The 21,907-nt window shown below is 70.0% G+C and carries 13 protein-coding genes and 7 pseudogenes; 13 read left to right on the forward strand and 7 right to left on the reverse strand.

Features of this window, described 5'->3' with window-relative positions; translation table 11 throughout:
• Positions 1-83 precede the first annotated feature (83 nt).
• The gene (locus H0I39_RS02975) at positions 84-854 is read right to left on the reverse strand and encodes a LysR substrate-binding domain-containing protein (protein WP_308645752.1); all 771 of its coding nucleotides are present in this window, start codon (positions 852-854) and stop codon (positions 84-86) included.
• Entirely contained in the window at positions 809-979 is a 171-nt protein-coding gene (locus H0I39_RS23065; protein WP_307776759.1) for a LysR family transcriptional regulator, read from the reverse strand. Before H0I39_RS23065 ends, H0I39_RS02975 begins: the two co-directional genes overlap by 46 nt.
• Before the next feature lie 103 nt (positions 980-1,082).
• On the opposite strand from H0I39_RS23065, the pseudogene H0I39_RS02980 reads away from it, so the two are divergent.
• Positions 1,083-2,269: pseudogene (locus H0I39_RS02980) on the forward strand (acyl-CoA dehydrogenase).
• Between the two features lie 180 nt (positions 2,270-2,449).
• Here H0I39_RS02980 and H0I39_RS02985 read toward each other — a convergent pair.
• Complete coding sequence (locus H0I39_RS02985; protein ID WP_180549515.1) at positions 2,450-2,920, reverse strand: EVE domain-containing protein; 471 nt, start codon at positions 2,918-2,920, stop codon at positions 2,450-2,452.
• 36 nt (positions 2,921-2,956) lie between these two features.
• On the opposite strand from H0I39_RS02985, the pseudogene H0I39_RS02990 reads away from it, so the two are divergent.
• The 10 genes and pseudogenes from H0I39_RS02990 (at position 2,957) to H0I39_RS03030 (ending at position 15,433) form a co-directional block, all read left to right on the forward strand.
• A pseudogene (locus H0I39_RS02990) lies at positions 2,957-4,020 on the forward strand (serine/threonine protein kinase).
• Between the two features lie 200 nt (positions 4,021-4,220).
• Positions 4,221-5,747 (forward strand): potassium/proton antiporter, encoded by a 1,527-nt coding sequence (locus tag H0I39_RS02995; RefSeq protein ID WP_257645586.1) that lies wholly within the window; start codon positions 4,221-4,223, stop codon positions 5,745-5,747.
• A gap of 232 nt (positions 5,748-5,979) precedes the next feature.
• On the forward strand, positions 5,980-6,567 hold the full coding sequence (locus H0I39_RS03000) for a DNA-directed RNA polymerase subunit beta family protein (protein WP_180549516.1): 588 nt from the start codon (positions 5,980-5,982) through the stop codon (positions 6,565-6,567).
• Between the two features lie 440 nt (positions 6,568-7,007).
• Positions 7,008-7,658, forward strand: coding sequence for a TetR/AcrR family transcriptional regulator (locus H0I39_RS03005; protein ID WP_180549517.1), 651 nt, complete (start codon positions 7,008-7,010; stop codon positions 7,656-7,658).
• A gap of 10 nt (positions 7,659-7,668) precedes the next feature.
• Positions 7,669-8,403: an efflux RND transporter periplasmic adaptor subunit gene (locus H0I39_RS23070; protein ID WP_307776760.1), complete on the forward strand. Its 735-nt coding sequence runs from the start codon at positions 7,669-7,671 to the stop codon at positions 8,401-8,403.
• Positions 8,370-8,834 carry an efflux RND transporter periplasmic adaptor subunit gene (locus tag H0I39_RS23075; RefSeq protein ID WP_307776761.1) on the forward strand — a complete coding sequence of 155 codons (465 nt, stop codon included), beginning with the start codon at positions 8,370-8,372 and terminating at the stop codon, positions 8,832-8,834. Before H0I39_RS23070 ends, H0I39_RS23075 begins: the two co-directional genes overlap by 34 nt.
• A gap of 709 nt (positions 8,835-9,543) precedes the next feature.
• Positions 9,544-12,736 (forward strand): annotated as a pseudogene (locus H0I39_RS03015) (efflux RND transporter permease subunit).
• Between the two features lie 40 nt (positions 12,737-12,776).
• Positions 12,777-13,457 carry a protein-L-isoaspartate O-methyltransferase family protein gene (locus tag H0I39_RS03020; protein WP_180549518.1) on the forward strand — a complete coding sequence of 227 codons (681 nt, stop codon included), beginning with the start codon at positions 12,777-12,779 and terminating at the stop codon, positions 13,455-13,457.
• A gap of 35 nt (positions 13,458-13,492) precedes the next feature.
• Positions 13,493-13,837 (forward strand): rhodanese-like domain-containing protein, encoded by a 345-nt coding sequence (locus H0I39_RS03025; protein ID WP_180549519.1) that lies wholly within the window; start codon positions 13,493-13,495, stop codon positions 13,835-13,837.
• A 102-nt stretch (positions 13,838-13,939) separates the two neighbouring features.
• On the forward strand, positions 13,940-15,433 hold the full coding sequence (locus H0I39_RS03030) for a TolC family outer membrane protein (protein ID WP_373368249.1): 1,494 nt from the start codon (positions 13,940-13,942) through the stop codon (positions 15,431-15,433).
• A gap of 128 nt (positions 15,434-15,561) precedes the next feature.
• Here the strand turns inward: H0I39_RS03030 and H0I39_RS03040 are convergent.
• From H0I39_RS03040 to H0I39_RS03055, 4 genes and pseudogenes are all read right to left on the reverse strand, one after another.
• Positions 15,562-16,202 (reverse strand): annotated as a pseudogene (locus tag H0I39_RS03040) (exosortase H-associated membrane protein).
• A 16-nt stretch (positions 16,203-16,218) separates the two neighbouring features.
• Positions 16,219-16,737, reverse strand: coding sequence for an exosortase H (xrtH, locus tag H0I39_RS03045; RefSeq protein WP_180549522.1), 519 nt, complete (start codon positions 16,735-16,737; stop codon positions 16,219-16,221).
• A gap of 52 nt (positions 16,738-16,789) precedes the next feature.
• Positions 16,790-18,155, reverse strand: a pseudogene (locus tag H0I39_RS03050) (3-deoxy-D-manno-octulosonic acid transferase).
• Between the two features lie 113 nt (positions 18,156-18,268).
• A pseudogene (locus H0I39_RS03055) lies at positions 18,269-19,656 on the reverse strand (phosphomannomutase/phosphoglucomutase).
• A 98-nt stretch (positions 19,657-19,754) separates the two neighbouring features.
• Between H0I39_RS03055 and H0I39_RS03060 the strand changes: the two are divergent.
• Positions 19,755-21,248, forward strand: a complete 1,494-nt coding sequence (locus H0I39_RS03060; protein WP_180549523.1) for a DNA-3-methyladenine glycosylase 2 — start codon at positions 19,755-19,757, stop codon at positions 21,246-21,248.
• A 42-nt stretch (positions 21,249-21,290) separates the two neighbouring features.
• Positions 21,291-21,855 (forward strand): annotated as a pseudogene (locus H0I39_RS03065) (methylated-DNA--[protein]-cysteine S-methyltransferase).
• Positions 21,856-21,907 lie beyond the last annotated feature (52 nt).

Genomic DNA, 21,907 nt, shown 5'->3' on the forward strand with positions numbered 1-21,907 from the left:
CGATGGCGTCTCGTCGTCGAGTCACACGCCGCATCGCGGGCAAGCCCGCTCCCACAGAAAAACGATGAAGCCGACCGGCCATGCTACGCCGTCTGCCCCACGGCGCGCACCGCGGTCAGAAACAACCCCAGCGCCGGCAGGTCGCGCGCGGGGTTCCACAGGCAGCGCGTTTCGTAGCGCGGCAGCGTGCCGTGCGGGTCCTTCACCGGCACGAAGGCCGCACCCGCCAGCTGCGCCTGCTGCAGCGCCGCCGGCACCAGTGCCACCGCCAGGCCCTGCGACACCAGCGATACCACGCTCAGCCAGTGCTGCATCTCGTGCAGCGGCTGCGGCGTGAAACCCGCCGCCTGGCAGGCGGCCACGATGCGCGCGTGGTAGTCGGGCGAGACGCTGCGCGACACCAGCGCCAGCGGCTCGGGCGCCAGCGCATCCAGCGGCAGCGTGCGCTTGCGCGCCAGCGCGTGCGCAGCAGGCACGCAGGCCACGAAGGGCTGGCTGGACACCAACTGCGCCGCCAGCCCCGTCGGCGCGTGCGCGACGTGGGCGAAGCCGGCGTCCAGCCGCGCGTGCTGCAGCTCCACCAGCTGCTCGCTCGAACTCAGCTCGCGCAACGTCAGCTGCAAGCGCGCGTGCTCGGCCTGAAAGCGCCGCAGCATCTGCGGCAGGCCGCGGTACAGCATGGTGCCGGCAAAGCCGATCGACAGGCGCCCCACCTGGCCGCTGGCCGCGTCGCGCGCGGCGTGCAGTGCCTGCGCCGCGCCGTCGATGGCCGCCTGCGCGGCTGGCACCAGCGCCTGCCCGGCCGCTGTCAGCTGCACGCCGCGGCTGTTGCGCAGGAACAGCGGCGCGCCCACCTCGGCCCGAGCTGCTGGATGGCCACCGTCAACGGCGGCTGGCTGATGGCCAGCCGCTGCGCGGCGCGGCCGAAGTGCAGTTCGTCGGCCAGGGCCAAAAAGTAGCGCAGGTGGCGCAGCTCCATGAATAGTTGCCTCGAATAGATGAATCGCTATTCGATATTAGACAGCTATTCATGACCACGGCACAATCACCGGATTCATTCGACACCGCACGGAGACACGACCATGGCCACCACCAAGAACAGCTTCAACTGGCAAGACCCTTCCTGCTCGACGCACAGCTCACCGACGATGAGCGCCAGGTGCAGGAAGCCGCCCGCGCCTACTGCCAGGAGAAGCTGCTGCCGCGCGTGCAGATGGCCTTCCGCAACGAAACCACCGACCCGACGATCTTCCGCGAGATGGGCGAGCTGGGCCTGCTCGGCCCCACCATCCCTGAAGCCTACGGCGGCGCCGGCCTCAACTACGTCTGCTACGGTCTGGTGGCGCGCGAGGTGGAGCGCGTGGACAGCGGCTACCGCAGCATGATGAGCGTGCAGAGTTCGCTGGTGATGGTGCCGATCAACGAGTTCGGCACCGAGGCGCAGAAGCAGAAATACCTGCCCAAGCTGGCCAGCGGCGAATGGATCGGCTGCTTCGGCCTGACCGAGCCGAACCACGGCTCCGACCCCGGCAGCATGATCACGCGCGCCAAGAAGGTGGATGGCGGCTACTCGCTTTCGGGCGCCAAGATGTGGATCACCAACAGCCCCATCGCCGATGTGTTCGTGGTCTGGGCCAAGGACGATGGTGGGCAGATCCGCGGCTTCATCCTGGAGAAAGGCTGGAAGGGCCTGAGCGCCCCCGCCGTGCACGGCAAGGTCGGCCTGCGCGCCTCCATCACCGGCGAAATCGTGATGGACGAAGTCTTCGTGCCCGAAGAGAACGCCTTCCCCGACGTGCGCGGCCTCAAAGGCCCGTTCACCTGCCTGAACAGCGCCCGCTACGGCATCGCCTGGGGCGCCCTGGGCGCGGCCGAAGACTGCTATCTGCGCGCGCGCCAGTACGTGATGGACCGCCAGCAGTTCGGCCGCCCGCTGGCCGCCAACCAGCTCATCCAGAAGAAGCTGGCCGACATGCTGACCGACATCAGCCTGGGCCTGCAGGGCTGCCTGCGCCTGGGCCGCATGAAGGACGAGGGCATCGCGCCGGTCGAGCTGACCTCGATCCTCAAGCGCAACAGCTGCGGCAAGGCGCTCGACATCGCCCGCATGGCGCGCGACATGATGGGCGGCAACGGCATCAGCGACGAATACGGCGTGGCGCGCCACCTGGTGAACCTGGAAGTGGTCAACACCTACGAGGGCACGCACGACGTGCACGCGCTGATCCTGGGCCGGGCCATCACGGGGATTGCGGCGTTTTCGAACTGAGAATGTTCAAGCCAACAGCAAAGGGCGCTACGGCGCCCTTTATTGTTTTCGGAAGGCCTCTGCATTCAGCAGTTCGAGCGGGATGGCCAGTGCGTAGGTCGGAACCGCCCAAGGCGATTCCGACGAGGGGTTCATGCTCGCCGAGTCGGCGGAATCCCTGCGGGGTTCCGCCCTACGTGGCTATAACGCCAGCAAGCAGTCGATCACCTGCCATTCCTGCGGCGTCACAGGCGTGATCGACAAGCGATTGCCCCGCTTGAGCACCTGCATCTCAGCGAGTTCAGGCACGCTCCGCATCTCCGCCAGCCCCAGCACGCGCGTCTTGCGCAGCGCCTGCACATCGACCAGTTGCCAGCGTGGCGCCTCCGGTTGCGACTTCGCGTCGAAGTAAGGCGAATGGGGATCGAACTGCGTCAGATCGGGCTTTGCACCCGAGGCCACGCGCGCGATGCCGACGATGCCCGGCTCGGCGCAGCTGGAGTGGTAGAACAGCACGCCATCTCCGACACGCATGTCGTCCCGCATGAAGTTGCGCGCCTGGTAGTTGCGCACGCCGGTCCAGGGCACGGTGGCGTCGGGCGCGGCCAGCGCGTCGTCGATCGAGCATTCGTCGGGCTCGGACTTCATCAGCCAGTAGCGTGGGGCGGTCATGGTGGGCATTGTGACGCCGGCAGCGACAATGCCCGCATGCCTGACGCAGCACCCCACCCCTTCGCCACCCTCACCCCCGATTTCGTGCTGGACGCGCTGGCCAGTGTGGGCCTGGTCGGCGACGGGCGGCTGATGGCGCTGAATTCGTACGAGAACCGCGTCTATCTGGCGCACCTGGAGCCCGGCACGCCGCTGGCGGACACCGCGCAAGGGGCGCACCCGGCCGTGGTGCTCAAGTTCTACCGGCCCGGCCGCTGGGCGCCGGAGCAGATCGAGGAGGAACACGCCTTCGCACACGAGCTGATGGCGGCCGAGGTGCCGGTGGTCGGCCCGCTGTTGATCGACGGGCGCACGCTGCACGAATACGAAGGCTTTCGCTTCAGCGTCAGCCCGCGGCGCGGCGGGCGCACGCCCGAGCTGGGCGACGACGAGACGCTGGAATGGATCGGCCGCTTTCTGGCGCGCCTGCACGCCGTGGCGCGCGGCGGCCGTTCGTGCACCGGCCGGCGGTGGACGTGACCAGCTACGGCCGTGAGCCGCGCGACTGGCTGCTGGCGCATGGCGCGCTGCCGCTGGAGGTGGAACGTGCCTGGGCCGATGTCTGCCAGGAAGCTATTGAATTGATAGCTTCCAGCGCTTGGTACACGGGCGCTGAACACCAAAACGACCCTCAAACCCCAGGCATCGCCACGCTGCGCCTGCACGCCGACTGCCACCCCGGCAACATCCTGTGGACGCCCGCCGACCTGCCCGGCGGCGGTCCGCATTTCGTCGACCTGGACGACTGCCGCAGCGGCCCGGCGGTGCAGGATTTATGGATGCTGCTGCCGGGCGAACGCGTCGAGCGCCAGCGCGCGCTGGGCGCCCTGCTCGACGGCTACGAGCAGATGCGCGAGTTCGACCGGCGCGAACTGGCGCTGATCGAGCCGCTGCGCACGCTGCGGCTGATCCACTACAGCGCCTGGATCGCGCGCCGCTGGGACGACCCGGCGTTCCCTGCCGCCTTTCCCGACTTCGGCACGCCCGACTACTGGCGCGGGCAGATCGACACGCTGGTCGATCAGATCGAGGCCATGCAGGCGCCGCCGCTGGTGGCTTGAATTCGGGGACTGCCCAGGCGATCGACGGGACCGCCGGCCTTTGGTGTAGGGCACGCACCAATACAAGACAAATCGGCCTGCAGTGCCTGCCCTGCAGGCGCAAGCAGCTATACAGAGCATAGCAACCAAGGCTGACATCCTTGCCCGTCCCAAGGGCTTTCCCACTCTTCGGCTGGCACGCCTTCTGCTAATTTCCGTCCATGCCCGCCGCCATGGACCTGCTCGTGCTGCCGCTGCTTGTCGCCGCGCTGCTGGTGTTCTTCAGCGTGCTGGCGGGGCTGTTCTCGGCGCGGGCGGGGTTCTCGTTCCTGCTGGTGTTCCTGCTGGCGGGCATTCTGGCGGGCGAGGACGGGCCGGGCGGCGTGGTGTTCGACGATGTCAACCTGAGCTTCTGGGTCGGCAACGTGGCACTGGCCGTGATCCTGCTGGACGGCGGGTTGCGCACCGACTTCGCCACCTTCCGCACCGGCCTGCGGCCCGCCATGCTGCTGGCCACCGTGGGCGTGGTGATGAGCGCCGGGCTGACGGGGCTGGGCGCCTGGTGGCTGCTGGGTCTGGACTGGCGGCTGGCGCTGCTTCTGGGCTCCATCGTCGGCTCGACCGACGCGGCGGCCGTGTTCGCGCTGCTCAAGTCGTCGGGCGTGCGGCTGAACGAGCGCATCGCCGCCACGCTGGAGATCGAATCGGGCATGAACGACCCGATGGCGGTGTACCTGACGATTGCCTTCATCGGCGTGGTGCTGGCGCACGCGGGCGGCGGCGCGGAGGGCGCCAGCGCCTGGGGCGAGGCGATCAAGACGCTGCTGCAGCAGTTCGGCCTGGGCGGCGTGGCCGGGCTGGCCGCGGGCGCGGCGCTGGCGGCGCTGCTCAAGACCACGTTTCCGCGCTTTGCCGAGCAGCAGGCCGGCGGCGCCGTGGGCGGTGGCGGCATTCTGGCGCTGTTGTGCATGTCGCTGGGGCTGGCGGTGTTCGCGGGCACCAGCTGGGTGGGCGGCTCGGGCTTTCTGGCGGTGTACGTGATGGGCGTGACGGCGCGCGCCCGTGCACGCGACGCGGTGGCGCCCGCGCTGTCGGCGCTGGACGGCTACGCCTGGCTCAGCCAGGCCGGCATGTTTCTGCTGCTGGGCCTGCTGCTGACGCCGCGCGAGCTGCTGCCCGGCCTGCCGGCGGCGCTGGGCGTGGCAGCGTTCCTGATGCTCATCGCGCGGCCGCTGACGGTGTGGCTGTGCCTGCTGCCGTTCCGCTTCGCGCCGCGCGAGGTGGTCTACATCGCCTGGGTGGGGCTGCGCGGCGCCGTGCCCATCGTGCTGGCGGTGTTTCCGCTGATGGCCGGCGTGCCGGGCGCGCGCACGCTGTTCAACGCCGCCTTCGTGGTGGTGCTGACCTCGCTGGTGCTGCAGGGCTCGACCATCGCCTGGGCGGCGCGCCGCCTGCGCGTGAACCTGCCGGACGAAGACGACACGCCCGCGCAGCGCCTGGTGTTCGGCGACTTCGCGCTCGACGGCGCCACCGCCGTGGCCGACGTGTGCGCCTTCTACGACCTGGCCGAGCCGCCGCACGCCGACTGGCCGTTGCAGCGCTGGATCGGCCACGCGTTGCAGCGCCCGCCGGTGGTGGGCGACCACGTGGCGCTGGGCGCGGCGCAGCTGAGCGTGCGCGCCATGGACGGCGCGCGCGTGCTCGTCGTCGGCCTGCGCCTGCCCGTGGGGGACGACAGCGGGCCGTAGCGCGCGGGCATCACCCAACTCCTCCGGCGCTGTGGGTCCCTCTTTGTGGGAGCGGGCTTGCCCGCGATGAAGCGCATCGCTGCGTGCAGCGCCGAATCGCGGGCAAGCCCGCTCCCACAGGTCGGGAATGCCGCGCCCCTGTCCTCACTGCATTTCTCGTTCGGCGCCACGCCGGCGGCGGTCATCGAGCGCGGCAACGCCCTGCCACCCTGTTGCGGTAAGGTCCCTGCCCATGCCCTTTGCTGCCCGCTCCCTTGCCCCCGCCCTGTCATGCGCCCTGGCGCTGTCCGCCGGCCCGGCGCTGGCCCAGGCCGCGCCACCCGAGCGCCCGCCCGGCCACCTGCGGCTGATCGACAAGCTCGACCGCCCCGATGACGGCTACTGCCTCGACATCATGGGCTCGGGCGACCACATCCGGCCCGACCTGCCGATGACGGCGCACAACTGCAAGCCGGGCCTGTACGCCGACGAGGCGGTGCGGCTGGCGCCGGACGGGCGCCTGTTCTTCCCCGCCTACCAGCTGTGCGCCACCGTGGCGGGCCTCAACGGCCGCGCGCTGGCCGGCACGCCGCTGGTGCCGCGCCGCTGCGGCGAGAAGTCACCGTTTCTCGATGCCGACGCGCTGCAGCGCTTCGTGCACCACCCCGACGGCCGCGTGGAGCTGCGCGGCTCGGGCCTGTGCCTGACGGCCGGCGCCGAGTCCGACCGCACCTTCGAGCCCACGCACCGCTGGCGCACCCTGGCCGTGCAGCGCTGCCACCACGCCGACCCCAAGCTGTCACGCTGGGAGTTCGTGGTGCCGAAGGCGTCGATGCGCTGAAGGGCGGCGGCCGGCACGCCGCAGCTTCAATTGAGGGAGTATGCGTCTCCAGCGCTTATTTGACGGGTGATAACGACGATGCATACGAGGGGTATATGAACCCCTACGCCGCACAGATGTGCTGCAACATCAATGTGATGCGGGAGTATGTTCACCCGGCGCTTATCTGACAGGCGCTGGCGACGATGCATATAGGGAGTATGTGATCCCCGCACTGTTCGGGCGCGGCGCCACAGCGATCTCGCCGCGCCGCCTGCCCGAACGCTGATCGCGGCGGCCGCCGCACTGGCCCCGGCGTTGGCACCCGACCCGCCCAATCCGCCCCCAGCGCCCGCCCCGGGGCGCCAGCAGCTCCCTTGTCCATAGCACGATGAACACTTAATTCCACGCTTGACGCCCCTGACTTCGCCGGACAACAATTACTAACCAGTCAGTCAGTAATGGACACCCTCTCCCCCACCCCCAGGCCGCACCGGCCAAGCGCGCGCCGCAAGGAGGCGCGGCCGGGCGAACTGCTCGAAGCCGCGCTCGCGCTGTTCGTCGAGAAAGGCTTTGCCGCCACGCGGGTGGAGGAAGTCGCCGCGCGCGCCGGCGTCTCCAAAGGCACGCTGTTTCTCTACTTCCCCAGCAAGGAAGAGCTGTTCAAGGCCGTGGTGCGCGAGAACGCCAGCCGCCACCTGCACGACGCCTTCCTCGAAGTGGCCGAATACGCCGGCACCAGCGCCGAGCTGCTGCACGAATTCATCCGCCGCTGGTGGACGCAGTACGGCGGCACGCCCGCCGCGGGGCTGACCAAGCTGATCATGAGCGAGGCGGCCAACTTTCCCGACCTGGCGCAGTACTACCAGGACGAGGTGGTGCAGCCCAGCCACGAGTTGGTGCGCCGCATCGTGCAGCGCGGCATCGACCGCGGGGAGCTGCGCGAGGTCGACCTGACCCTGGCCGCGCACCTGATCGTGGCGCCGCTGGTGCAACTGGTCACCTGGCGCTTCTCGCTGGCGCCCTGCTGCCCCGCCACGCTGATGCCCGATCCGCTGGCGCTGCTGGACATGCATGCCGACATGGTGGTGCGCGGCCTCCGGCAGGAATAATCGCCCTCCTATGAACCCCACCACCCGCCGCTGGTTGACCATCGCCCTGGTGCTGCTGGCCGTGGCCGCCGCCGTGGGCCTGGGCTGGCGCGGCTACGCTAACCGCCAGGCCACGCAGCAGGCGCAGCTTGCGCCGGTGAAAGACCCGGTGATCGAACTCGGCGCCATCGACGTGACCACCGCGCAGGTGCGCGAGTTGACCAGCGGCTTGCCGATCACGGGCGCGCTGAAGGCCGTCCACTCCGCCATCGTCAAGGCGCGCGTGCCGGGCGAGTTGCAGGGCCTGACCGTGCGCGAGGGCGACACGGTGCAGGCCGGCCAGGTCATCGCCCGCGTCGAATCCACCGAATACGCCGACCGCGTGCGCCAGGCGCAGCAGCAGGCCGATGCGGCCAAGGCGCAGGTCGACATCGCGCAGCGCCAGTACGACAACAATGCGGCGTTGGTGAACCAAGGCTTCATCTCGAAGACCGCGCTCGACAACTCCGCCGCCAGCCTGGCCACCGCCCGTGCCAACTACCGCGCGGCCCAGGCCGGCACCGAGGTGTTGCGCAAGTCGCTGGCCGACACGGTGCTGAAGGCGCCCATCAGCGGCCAGATCTCGCAGCGCCTGGCCCAACCGGGCGAGCGCGTGAGCCCCGAGGCGCGCATCGTCGAGATCGTCGACCTGAGCCGGCTGGAGCTGGAAGCGGCCCTCTCCCCGCCGATTCGGTGGCCGTGCGCGTGGGCCAGCAGGCGCTGCTGAACATCGAAGGCGTGGCGCAACCCGTGCCCGCCACCGTGGCCCGCATCAACCCCAGCGCGCAGGCCGGCAGCCGCAGCGTGCTGGTCTACCTGAGCGTGACCGCGCAACCCGGCCTGCGCCAGGGCCTGTTCGCGCAGGGCCAGCTGGCCACCGAAACCCAGCGCGCCCTGGCCGTGCCCCTGAACGCTGTGCGCACCGACAAGCCGCTGCCCTACGTGCAGGTGGTCGACAACGGCCGCATCGCGCACCGTACGGTGCAGATGGGCGCGCGCGGCCAGGTCGACGGCGAGCAATGGGTGGCCGTGCAGGGCGTGACCGAAGGCGCGCAGGTGCTGCGCGGCGCGGCCGGTGTGCTGCGCGAAGGCACGCAGGTGAAGCTGATCGTGCCGGCCGCGCCGGCCAGCGCGGCGCGGAATGGCGTGCGGCCATGACTTCTGATTTGATAGTGGCTGGCGCTGGCGGGGCAAGGGTTTCAGATGGAAATGGCCTGAAATCATGGTGCGGCGGGCGCGAGCAGCTATGGTTTTTGGGTGACTTGCCCTCACCCCAACCCTCTCCCGCCGGCGGGAGAGGGAGCAAGACAGCAGGCGAGCACCGAGATCAACGACTGAACTCCTTCCCCGCTGGGGAAGGCTGGGATGGGGGCAGCACACCGCCCTGCGTCAAACGCAGTCGCCCCCACCCCAACCCTCCCCAGCGGAGGAGGGAGCCAATACACGCCGCGCGAAGCAGCGGCGCTGAACAAGCCCAGGCCGAGCGCAGCGATGGCCCGAAGGACTCCCCACCGCTCTGGCCGTGCCGAGAAGCGCAGGGCGTGGGGCGGGCGCGGCAGCGCAGCATGCCGCGCTTCGTGCTCTGACTCGCTGCGGTTGTTTGAGCGAAGCGCGCAAGCGCGCAGCGAGTTCTCAGCGACGCCCCGCGCCCGAGCATCGCAGGTTGCCCGCAGCGCAGCGGAGGGACACGGCCAGCGGGGTCGCCTTTTTCTTTGGTTACTTTCTTTTGGCGAGACAAAAGAAAGTGACTGCGCCGCCGGGCGCACATCCCGCCAGCGGCGCATCCTCAACACACTCCCGATTCGATAGCTGCCCGCGCCCACCCCATAAGCGCCCACGCCCGATTTCCCTTCAAAGCCTGACCCCCATGTGGTTCACCAAGGTCAGCCTTCAAAACCCCGTCTTCGCCACCATGGTGATGCTGGCGTTCGTCGTGCTCGGCCTGTTCTCGCTGCAGCGCCTGCAGGTCGACCAATTCCCCAACATCGACTTCCCAGTCGTCGTCATCACCACCGAATACCCCGGCGCCTCGCCCCCATCGTCGAAAGCGAAGTCACCAAGAAGGTCGAGGAAGCCGTCAACTCGATTGCCGGCATCAACGCCCTGTACTCGCGCAGCTACGAGGGCATGTCGGTCGTCATCATCGAATTCCAGCTCCACATCGAAGGCCGCAAGGCCGCCGACGACGTGCGCGAGAAGATCGGCCAGGTTCGCCCCCTGTTGCGCGACGAGGTGAAAGAGCCGCGCGTGCTGCGCTTCGACCCCGCCAGCCGCGCCATCTGGTCGCTGGCCGTGCTGCCCGATCCGCAGCAAGGCCAGCAACCCCTGTCTGCCATCGAACTCACCAACTGGTCCGACCAGGTGCTGAAGAAGCGCCTGGAGAACGTGCGCGGCGTCGGCGCCGTCAACCTGGTCGGCGGCTCCAAGCGCGAGATCAACCTGTATCTGCAGCCGCAGGCCATGGAAGCGCTGGGCGTTACCCCGAGCAGGTGATGCAGGCGGTGCGCGGCGAAAACCAGGACCAGCCGCTCGGCCCGGTGCGCACCAAAGCACAGGAGCTGACAGTGCAGCTCGAAGGCCGCATGGAGCGCCCCGAGGACTTCGGCCGCATCATCGTGGCGCGCCGCGGCGGCACGCCCATCTACCTCGATCAGGTCGCCACCGTGCACGATGGCGCGCAGGAGCAGGAGTCGCTCGCCCTCTACAACGGCCAGCGCACCCTGCTGGTGAGCGTGCAAAAGGCGCAGGACGAGAACACCATCCAGGTGGTCGACGGCCTCAACCAGGCCATCGCCGCGCTGCGTGCCGAGCTGCCGCCCGGCGTGCGGCTGGAGCCGGTGACCGACCTGTCGCGCCCCATCCGCGTGGCCGTCACCAACGTGCGGCAGACGCTGATCGAGGGCGCGGTGCTCACGGTGCTGATCGTGTTCCTGTTCCTCAACTCGTGGCGCAGCACGGTCATCACCGGCCTTACGCTGCCTATCTCGATCATCGGCACCTTCTTCTTCATGCAGGTGTTCGGCTTCACGGTGAACATGATCACGCTGATGGCGCTGAGCCTGTGCGTGGGCCTGCTGATCGACGACGCCATCGTGGTGCGCGAGAACATCGTGCGCCACGCGCAGATGGGCAAGAACAGCTGGCGCGCGGCCATGGAGGGCACGCAGGAGATCGGCCTGGCCGTGCTGGCCACCACGCTGTCGATCGTGGCGGTGTTTCTGCCGATCGGCTTCATGCAGGGCATCATCGGCAAGTTCTTCCATGAGTTCGGCCTGACCATCGTGGCGGCGGTGCTGATCTCGATGTTCGTCGCCTTCACGCTCGACCCGATGCTGTCCTCGGTCTGGCACGACCCGGCCATCCGCGCGCACGGTCAGCGTGCTGGCCCGCCCGTCACCTTCTACGACAAGACACTGGGCCGCGTCACCAACTGGTTCGACCACGCCACCGACCGCCTGGCCGCCGGCTACGAGCGCCTGCTGCGCTGGGCGCTGGTGCACAAGCTGCTCACGCTGCTGATCGCCGGCAGCATCTTTGCGCTGAGCGTGGCCATGGTGCGGCTGCTGGGCACCGAGTTCGTGCCGCAGGCCGATTTCAGCGAGACCAACGTCGCCTTCTACACGCCGCAGGGCTCCTCGCTGGAGGCCACCGAGGCCAAGGCGCGGCAGGTGGACGCCATCATCCGCAGCTACCCCGAGGTGCGCTACACGGTGACCACCATCAACAGCGGCGTGGCGGCAGGCAAGACCAACGCCAGCCTCTACATCCGCCTGGTCGACCGGCACCAGCGCACGCGCGACGCGCAGCAACTGGCCGCCGACATGCGCGAGCGCCTGCGCGTGGTGCCCGGCATCACCGTCACCCAGGCCGGCCTGCTGGAGCCGGTGGGCGGGCAGAAGCAGATCGAGTTCTCGCTGCAGGGCCCCGATCAGGCCGAACTGGACCGCCTGGCCGGCCCCTTGATGGAGAAGCTGCGCGCCATCCCCGGCCTGGTCGATCTGGATTCGAGCAGCAAGCCCGACAAGCCGACGCTGGAGGTGCACGTGAAGCGCGAGGCGGCGTCCGAGCTGGGCCTGAGCACCGCGCAGATCGCCACACCGCTGCGCACACTGGTGGCCGGCACCATCGTCGGCAACTGGCGCGCGCCCGACGACCAGACCTACGACGTCATCGTGCGGCTGCAACCCGCATCGCGCACCACGCTGCAGGACCTGGAGCGGCTGCCGCTGACGGCCGGCATGAACCCCGACGGCACGGCGCGCATCGTGCGGCTGAACCAGGTGGCAAGTTTGAGCGAGGCCACCAGCACCAACCAGATCAACCGCCGCGCCATGCTGCGCGAGATCCAGATCACCGCCAACGTGCACGGCCGCACCACCGGCGAGGTGTCGGGCGACATCCGCGCCATCCTGGATCAGACCGCATTCGCGCCCGGCTACCGCCACGTGTTCGGCGGCGCCACGCAGAACATGGAGGAGAGCTTTGCCTACGCGCTGCAGGCGCTGGCCATGGCCATCATCTTCATCTACATGATCCTGGCCAGCCAGTTCAAGAGCTTTCTGCAACCGATGGCGCTGATGACCTCGCTGCCGCTGACGCTGATCGGCGTGGTGCTGGCGCTGATGCTGTTCGGCTCCAGCATGTCGATGTTCTCCATCATCGGCATCGTGATGCTGATGGGCCTGGTGACCAAGAACGCCATCCTGCTGGTGGACTTCGCCATCCGCGCGCGCGAGGGCCGCGCCGGCGAAACCGGCCACAGCGAGCCGCTGGCGCGCGAGCCCGCCCTGCTGGCCGCTGCGCGCGTGCGGCTGCGCCCGATCCTGATGACCACGCTGGCCATGGTGTTCGGCATGGTGCCGCTGGCCTTCGCCGTCACCGAGGGATCGGAGCAGCGCGCGCCCATGGGCCAGGCCGTCATCGGCGGGGTCATCACCTCGTCGCTGCTGACGCTGGTGGTGGTGCCGGTGGTGTACTGCTACCTGGACGACCTGGCCGGCTGGCTGAAGCGGCGCTTCATCAAGGCCCCCGCGCCCACCGGCACCGACCCCGCCGCCTAAAATCAACGGTTTGCCCGCATCCCGCCCTGGAGAACCCCGCATGAACGTCGAACAAGCCCGCTTCAACATGATCGAGCAGCAGATCCGTCCCTGGGACGTGCTGGATGCGCACGTGCTGGATCTGCTGGCCGTGGTGCGCCGCGAGGACTTCGTGCCCGCCGCGCACCGCGCGCTGGCCTTTGCCGACCTGGAGATTCCGCTGAAGGACAGCGACGCCGCCGTCGCCGCCGGCCAGGTGATGCTGGCCCCGCGCGTGGAGGCCCGCATGCTGCAGGACCTGCAGGTCGCCAAGCACGAGAAGGTGCTGGAGATCGGCACCGGCAGCGGCTTCATGGCCGCCCTGCTGGGCCACCGCGCGCAGCGCGTGCTGACGCTGGAAATCGACAACGACCTGGCGAAGACGGCCCACGCCAACCTGCAGCGCGCCGGCGTGCTGAACGTGGAAGTGCGCGTGGCCGATGGCGCCAGCACCGACCTGTCGGCCGACGGCCCGTTCGACGTCATCGTGCTGTCGGGCTCGGTGGCGCAATTGCCCGACGCCGTGCTCGGCCTGCTGAAAGCCGGCGGCCGGCTGATGGCCATCGTGGGCGACGAGCCGGTGATGCGCGCCACGCTGGTGCAGCAATCCGGCAACGGCCTGGTCAGCACCCAGCCGTGGGACTGCAACTTGCCACGCCTGCTGAACTTCCCCGAGCCGTCGCGCTTTCATTTTTGCTGCTAACGCAGGTGGCACAAGGGCTGAAGCCGTTTTTGACCATGATCGAACAAGTCCCCCACGCGATCTGCCCGCCTGGCTGGCCGACGCACGCACCGAGGGTGAGGCCCCCGTTGCTGCTGGACTGCCGCGAACCGGCCGAGTGGCGCGTGGCCACCGTGCAGCCCGACGGCGCCGAGCTGGTGCAGATGCCCATGCACAGCATTCCGCCGCGCCTGCACGAGCTGGACCGCGACCGCCCCGTGGCCCTGCTGTGCCACCATGGCGGGCGCAGCATGCAGGTGGCGATGTTCCTGAAGCAGCACGGCTTTGCCCGCGTGGCCAACATCGCCGGCGGCATAGACGCGTGGTCGGTGCAGGTCGATCCCACCGTTCCCCGGTATTGAAGATGAAACACCCCCTGAGTCGCTGACGCGCCTTCCCCCTCTGCTGCGCGAGGGGAGACAACGCCAGTCGCCGGCGCAGGTCCGGCGACGGCGTTCGCTGGCATGGCCTGCTCCGCGGCCGTCGGACTCCCTGGTTTCATGCGACTGGCCTGCACGGCTGCCATCTTGGCCGGGGGCGCGGCGTCCGCGCAGGCGCAATCGCTGCTGCAGCTGTACCAGACGGCGCATGGCTACGACGCGCCCTACCAGTCGGCGCTGGCCAACGCGCAGGCCAGCCAGGCGCGCGCCGACCAGGCCCGCGCCGGCCTGTTGCCGCAGGTGGGCCTGCAGGCGGGCGCGCAGCGCAACTGGGCCGAGACCAACGTGGCGGGCCAATCGTCCAGCCGCTCGTTCAACGTGCTGAACGGTTCCATCGTCGGTTCGCAGCCGCTGTACCGCCCGGCCAACCGCATCACCTGGGACCAGGGCCAGCGCGCCGCCGAAGCCGCGCGGGTGCAGCTCCACAGCGTTGAACAGGACCTGATCGTGCGCCTGTCGCAGGCCTACTTCGACGTGCTGGCGGCCGAGGAATCGCTGGCCTTCGTGCGCGCGCTGAAGGCCGCGGTGGCCGAGCAGCTCGAATCCGCCAAGCGCAACTTCGAGGTCGGCAACGCCACCATCACCGACAGCCGCGAGGCGCAGGCCCGGTTCGATCTGGCCACGGCGCAGGAGATCGCGGCCGAGAACGACCTGCGGGTGAAGAAGCTGGCGCTGGACCAGCTGGTGGGCCTGACCGGGGTCGACCCGCGCCCGCTGGCGCAGCCCATCGCGCTGCCGCAGCCCCAGCCGCCCGACGTGAACACCTGGGTCGATCGCGCGGTGAACGAGCACCCCGCCGTGGTGCAGTCGCGCATGGCGCTCGACATCGCCCGGCTGGAGACTGCCAAGGCCAAGACCGGCCACCTGCCCACGGTGGACCTGCAGGCCAGCGTGGGGCAGAACCGCTACCCGGACGGCAACCCTTCCGTCAGCGCCGCGCCCAGCGCGCGCTACCGCAGCACCAACGCCGGCGTGGGCGTGGTGCTGAACTGGCCGCTGTTCGCCGGCTTCGCGGTGGAAAACCGCGTGCGCGAAACCCTGTCGCTGGAGGACAAGGCCCGCGCCGACCTGGAGAACATCCAGCGCACCGTGGCGCAAGCCACGCGCGCGGCCTACTTCGGCGTGCAGTCGGGCCACGGCCAGGTGGCGGCGCTGGAGGCGGCTGAAGCCTCCAGCCTGACCGCGCTGCAGGCCAACCAGCTCGGCTACCAGGTGGGCGTGCGCATCAACATCGACGTGCTGAACGCGCAAAGCCAGCTGTACCAGACTCGGCGCGATCTGGCCCGTGCGCGCTACGACGTGCTGGTGGGCCTGCTGCGCCTGAAGCAGGCCAGCGGCACGCTGAGCGCTGACGATCTGCTGCCCATCAACCAGATGCTGGCGGCCGAGGGCGCCCGCCCGCCGGTGGTGGTGGCGCCGCTGGCGCCCATGGCCCCCGCGGGCGCAGCCAGTGCGCCCGGTGCCACTGCCCCATCGCCTGCAGACGCCACGCGCCCCGCGCGAGCCGACCGGCGCTGAAGGCACAGCGCGCTGGCATGCCGGCAGGTGCCGCCGCCATGCCGGATGAAGCACGGGCCAGGCGCGCTCCAGGATAAGAGGAAAAACGGGCTACAGAGCCCGCCCATCAAGCGCTGGCAGCTATCAAATCAGGACTTTCCGGTTTCCACCGTCGGCGCCTGTGCGCGCTTGTCCGGCGCCTCCTCCAGCGCCGCCTCCAGCCACAGCGCGGCCACGAAGGACTTGTTGAACAGCAGCCACAGCATGATCGGCGCCACGGGCGTCAGCATCAGAAAGCCGAACTGGTAGCCGTAGGCCACCACGTCGTTCACCCAGCGCGGGTACTGCAGATAGGCCGCGCCCGAGGCGCCGGACAGGATGACCACGTCGCGCAGCCACTGAAAGCAGATGCCCCAGGCCTGCACCGGCACCAGCAGCAGGCTGCCGACCAGCCCTTGAGCCACCAGCGCTCGGTGCGCGCGGCCAGCAGCATGGCCCACAGCAGCACCAGGCCGTAGCCGTAGGTGGGGTAGCTCACCTCCGGCGCCAGCTCGCCCAGCACGTCGCCCGTGGGGCCTTGCATGCGCACCTGCACCAGCGTGTGCAGCACGGCATTCACGCCCTGTTGCTCGAAGCCGTCGGCCCAGCGGAACAGCGCGTTCATCACCGTGCCCGCCAGCCAGATGGGCGGGGTGGCCAGCCACTTGGCGGCCCAGTACCACAGCGGCAGCAGCAGCGCCAGCCAGACGATGGCCAGCAGCAGGAAGCGGCCGATCAGGGTGGCGCGCATCGTCGTGGGCTCCCGCTCAGGCCGCGGCCGCCGCGTTGGTGACGGCCGGTTTCGGGTCGTGCTTGGCCACGTAGCGCATCCACAGCAGCCACACCACCAGCACGTCCAGCATGATGAGCGCCTGCCACATGTAGAGGTGGGCGAACTCGAACACCTTGTAGTTCCACTGGCCGAGGAAGAACAGGCTGACGATGCGCAGCAGGTTGACCGACTGCACGGCCAGGAAGCCCAACCCCAAGCCCCACAGCTTGGCCTTGAAGCTCGACGGAAAGGCCATGATGGCCGCCAGCAGCACGATCATGGCCTCGACGCCGTTGCAGCCCGCCTCGATCGACACGCCGAAGCCCGTCTTGGCGCTTTGCAGCACGCGGCCGTAGGAGATGACCGAGGGGTCGATCACGTGCACGATGCCCGCGCTGGCCTTGGCCAGCAGGCCGGTCCACGGTTGCACCACGGCGGCCTGAACCGGGTTCAGCATCTCGATGCCGAACAGCACGGCCTGGATGACAAGGAAGATGGCGAAGAAGCGGAACACGGCGGGTCTTGGGACAGGTGGGCGGCCGGATGGCGATCGGTAATGGACTTTATCAGGGCTGCTTGTTGTGGCGACTTGGTGCAAGCCCTTGCCCGGCCAGCAGGGCGGCGACCGCATCGGCCGTGCGCGCCGCGGCGCCGCGGTGGGCGCCGGCAAAGCCGAGCGCGGCGCGGCGCATGGCCGCCAGCCCGGCGGCATCGGCCAGCAGCGCCTGCGCGGCGGCCACGGCGCCCGCCATGTCGGCCACGCGGCGTGCGGCGCCGGCGGCCTCGGCCAGTTCGGCCGCCTGCGCGAAGTTGAAGGTGTGCGGGCCCATCACCACCGGGCAGCCGCAGGCCGCGGCCTCGATCAGGTTCTGCCCCCAGCGGCGCAAAGCTGCCGCCCAGCAGCGCCACATCGGCCAGGCTGTAATAGAGCGCCATCTCGCCCAGGCTGTCGCCGATCCAGACATCGGCCGCCAGCGCGCCCGTCGGCGGTGCATCGGTCCAGGTGCTGCGCTGCGCCACCGCCAGGCCCGCATCACGTGCCATCTGCGCCACCTCGGCAAAGCGCTGCGGGTGGCGGGACACGATCAGCCAGAGCGGGCTGGGGCGGGCGTTCGCTTCATTTTCAGGAGCTGCTCGCGCTTTCCCAGAAAGCGCCAGGGCCTTGATTTGGCCTAGAAACTCACCCTCCTCCCCTTCGCGCGAGCTGGCCAGCATGACCACCGGCCGGCCCGCCAGCACTGCGCGCCAGCGGCTGGCCTGCGCCTGCTGCGCGGCGTCGGGCTGGGCGTCGAACTTCAGGTTGCCCAGCACGCCGACCTGCGGCGCGCCGATGCTGCGAAAGCGCGCCGCGTCGGCCTCGGTCTGCGCGAACACCGCCGTCAACGCACGGTAGGCTGGGCGCAGCAGCCAGCCGGCGCGCTGGGCGCCGCGCAGCGATTTCTCGGACAGGCGCGCGTTGGCCAGCGCCAGTGGCACACCGCAGGCACGGGCCTCGGCAATGAGGTTCGGCCAGACCTCGGTCTCCATCAGCACACCCACGTCGGGGCGGAAATGCGCGAAGAAGCGCCGCACCGCGCCCCGCGTGTCCCACGGCTGCCAGACCTGCACGTCGCCATCGCGCAGCAGCTTGCGCCCCTCGGCCCGCCCGGTGGCGGTGCCGTGCGTGAGCAGCAGGCGCATGCCCGGCAGGCGCTGGCGCAGCGCGGCCATCAGGATGGCCGCGGCACGCGTTTCGCCCAGCGACACGGCGTGGACCCACACCAGCGGGCCGTCGCCCACAGGCCGTGCCACGCCGTAGCGGCCAAAACGCTCCTCGACATGCTCGCCATACCCCGGCTCGGCCACGGCGCGGCGGCGCAGCTTGCGGCGCAGCAGGGGTTGGGCGGCCCAGGCGGCCAGGCTGTAAAGGGCCCGCACCTCAGGCCATCGCATTCAAAAAGATAGCTGCCTGCGCTTTTCACAGGCCGATTTCAGATCATTTTGTCTTGAAATCATTGCCTGACAAGCGCAAGCCACTATCAATTCGAGAGTATGCCGCGTGCTGCTCAATGCGCCGCCGCCCCCACCCGCGCATCCGGTTTCACGCGTTTCAGCAGGGCCAGCATCTCGCCTTCGATGCGCTGCAGCGCCGCATCGGTGTGCCCTCGAAACGCAGCACCAGCACCGGCGTGGTGTTGCTGGCGCGGATCAGGCCGAAGCCGTCGGGCCAGTCGATGCGCAGGCCGTCGATTGTCGACACCTGCGCCGGCGCAGCGAACGCCTCGGCCGCCAGCGCCTGCAACTCGGCCGCCAGCCGGTGCGGCTCGCCTTCGGCGCAGGCCACGTTCAACTCGGGCGTGCTGTGGCTGGTGGGCAGCGCGTTCAGCACGGCGCTCGGGTCGGCGTGGCGGCTCAGGATTTCGAGCAGGCGGCAACCGGCGTAGGTGCCGTCGTCAAAGCCGTACCAGCGCTCCTTGAAGAAGATGTGGCCGCTCATCTCGCCGCCCAGGGGCGAATCGACCTCTTTCATGCGCGCCTTGACCAGCGAATGCCCCGTCTTGTGCATCAGCGGCACGCCGCCCGCTTGCTGGATGGCGGGCGCCAGGCGCTGCGAGCACTTCACGTCGAACACGATGGTGCCGCCCGGCACGCGGCTGAGCACGTCCTGCGCGAACAGCATCATCTGCCGGTCGGGGAAGATGTTCTGCCCATCCTTGGTGACGATGCCAAGGCGGTCGCCATCGCCGTCGAAGGCCAGGCCCAGTTCGGCATCGGTGGTCTGCAATGCGGCGATCACGTCGCGCAGGTTGTCGGGCTTGCTCGGGTCGGGGTGGTGGTTGGGGAAGTTGCCGTCAACCTCGCTGAACAGCTCGATCACCTCGCAACCGATGGCGCGGAAGATGCCCGGCGCGCTGGCGCCGGCCACGCCGTTGCCGCAATCGACCACGATCTTCATCGGCCGCGCCAGTTTCACGTCGCCCGCGATGCGCTCGCGGTAGGCCGGCAGCACGTCCACGCTGCGCACGCGGCCGCCTGCGCGGCGCTGCCAGCTTTCGGCTTCCATCATGCGGCGCAGCGCCTGAATGTCCTCGCCATGGATCGCGCGGCCGGCCAGCACCATCTTGAAGCCGTTGTCGTCGCGCGGGTTGTGGCTGCCCGTCACCTGGATGCCGCTGCTGCACAGCGTGGCGGCGGCGAAGTACAGCATCGGCGTGGTGGCCAGGCCGATGTCGATCACCTCGACCCCCGCCGCCACCAGCCCGCGCACCAGCGCGGCGGACAGGGCCGGGCCGGACAGGCGCCCGTCGCGCCCCACCGCCACGGTTTTCTCGCCCAGCGCCAGCGCGGTGGTGCCAAAGGCCAGGCCGAGCGCCTCGGCCACCGGTTCGTTGATGGTGGTCGGCGTGGTGCCGCGGATGTCGTAGGCCTTGAAGATGCTGGGGGTGACTTGCATGGGCGCCGATTGTAGGCAGCGGCCCTTCGACGGGGTGCCGTCAGCACCATGTCCGAAAACGGCGAGTCGCCAGCGCGGCGCTGCCTATCATGCGTTGCATGACGCCCCCTTCACCCTTCGATGCCGACGCCTGCTACCGCGCCGTGGTAGCGCACGACGCACGCTTCGACGGCGCGTTCTTCATCGGTGTCACCTCCACCGGCATCTACTGCCGCCCCGTGTGCCGCGTGAAGACGCCGCGGCGCGAGAACTGCCGCTTCTTCACCCACGCGGCGCAGGCCGAAGGCGCCGGCTTTCGCCCCTGCCTGCGCTGCCGTCCCGAGCTGGCGCCGCAGGCGCTGGCCTGGTCGGCGCAGGACGCCTCGGCCCTGCTGGCGCGGCACGCCGCGCGCCTGCTGGATTCGCCCGATGCCTGGGGTGATGCCGCGCCCAGCGTGGCGGGGCTGGCGGCGCGCCTGGGCGTGAGCGACCGGCACCTGCGCCGCGTGTTCGAGGCGGAACTGGGCGTGTCGCCCCTGGCCTGGCTGCAGACGCGCCGCCTGCTGGCCGCCAAGCAGTTGCTGGCCGACACGCGCCTGCCGATCGCGCAGGTGGCGCTGGCCGCCGGCTTTGCCAGTCTGCGCCGCTTCAACGCCGCCTTGGCCGCGCACTACCGCATGAGCCCGACGGCGCTGCGGCGCCAGGGCCAGGGCGCGCCGCACGGTGACGGCATCGAAGTCGTTCTGGGCTTTCGGCCGCCGTATGACGTGCAGGCCATGCTGATTTTTCTGCAGCAGCGCAGCGTGCCCGGCGCGGAGCAGGTCGATGTCGAGGCCGCCACCGTGGCACGCACGCTGCGCCTGCAGGTGGGCCAGCGCGGCATCGGCGGCTGGGTCGCCTGCCGCTTCGATCCCGGCGCGCACCGGGTGCACGTGCGCGTGGCCGACACGCTGGCACCCGCGCTGCCGCGCGTGATCGCCCGCGTGCGCGCCTGGCTCGACCTGGACGCCGACCCGGCCGCCATCCACGCCGTGCTGGGCGCCGACTTCCCCAGCGCGGCGGGCGTGCGGGTGCCGGGCACGCTGGACGGCTTCGAGCTGGCGGTGCGCGCCATCGTCGGCCAGCAGGTCAGCGTGGCCGCGGCGCGCACGCTGACCACGCGGCTGGTGGCGCGCTTCGGTGAGCCGCTGGCCACGCCGATCGACGGGCTGGCGCGGTTGTTTCCTGCTCCGGCCGCGCTGGCGGGCGCCAGCGGTGACGAACTGGGCCGGCTCGGCCTGGTGCGGCAACGCCAGGCTGCGCTGCACGCGCTGGCGCGGGCGGTGGATGCCGGGCAGCTGGCGCTGCACGCCGGCGCCGACGTGCCCGCCACCCTGGCCGCCCTCACCGCCCTGCCCGGCATCGGCGACTGGACGGCGCAGTACATCGCCCTGCGCGCGCTGCGCTGGCCCGATGCCTTCCCGGCCGGCGACGTGGCGCTGCACAAGGCGCTGGGGGTGTCAAGCCAGCGCCACCGCGCCCGCGCCGCGCAAGCGCTGGCCGAGCGCTGGCGGCCGTGGCGCGGCTACGCCGCCGTGCGGGCGTGGCAAACCAAAGAAGTATCAATTTCATAGCTGTCCGCGCTTGATGGACGGCGGCTCAACGAGGTTTTGACCATGAAACACCATCTGCACACCGCACACGCCCTGTGCGGCACCCCGCTGGGCGATCTGCTGCTGGCCGCCACGCCGCAGGCCTGTGCGGCGCCTGGTTCACCGAGGGCCATAAGGACAGCCCGGCCTGGGCCGAATGGGGAGCGCCCGAGCCCGGTCACCCCGCGCTGGCCGGGGCGATGCGCCAGCTGGACGCGTACTTCGCCGGCCGGCGCGTGCACTTCGACGTGCCACTGGATCTGTCGAGCGGAACACCGTTCCAGCAAACCGTGTGGCGCGCCTTGCTGGCCATCGAAGCCGGCCAGTCGCAAAGCTACCGCCAGGTCGCCGAACGCATCGGCCGCCCGGCTGCCGTGCGCGCGGTCGGCACCGCCGTCGGCGCCAATCCGCTCAGCATCTTCGTGCCCTGCCACCGCGTGCTGGGCAGCCGCGGGCGCTGACAGGCTACGCCGGCGGCCTGGCGCGCAAGGCGGCGCTGCTGCGGCTGGAGGGCTGGACCATCGACACGCCCGCAAGCGGCGGCGCGCCAGCCGCCACCCTGCGCCCGCAGCCGCCCGGCCGCGCCTGAGACATGGTTGCGCCCGCCGCATCCATCCCGCACGCATCCAGCAACCTGCCGC

The organism is Ottowia beijingensis (assembly GCF_013423955.1).
Lineage (GTDB): Bacteria > Pseudomonadota > Gammaproteobacteria > Burkholderiales > Burkholderiaceae_C > Ottowia > Ottowia beijingensis.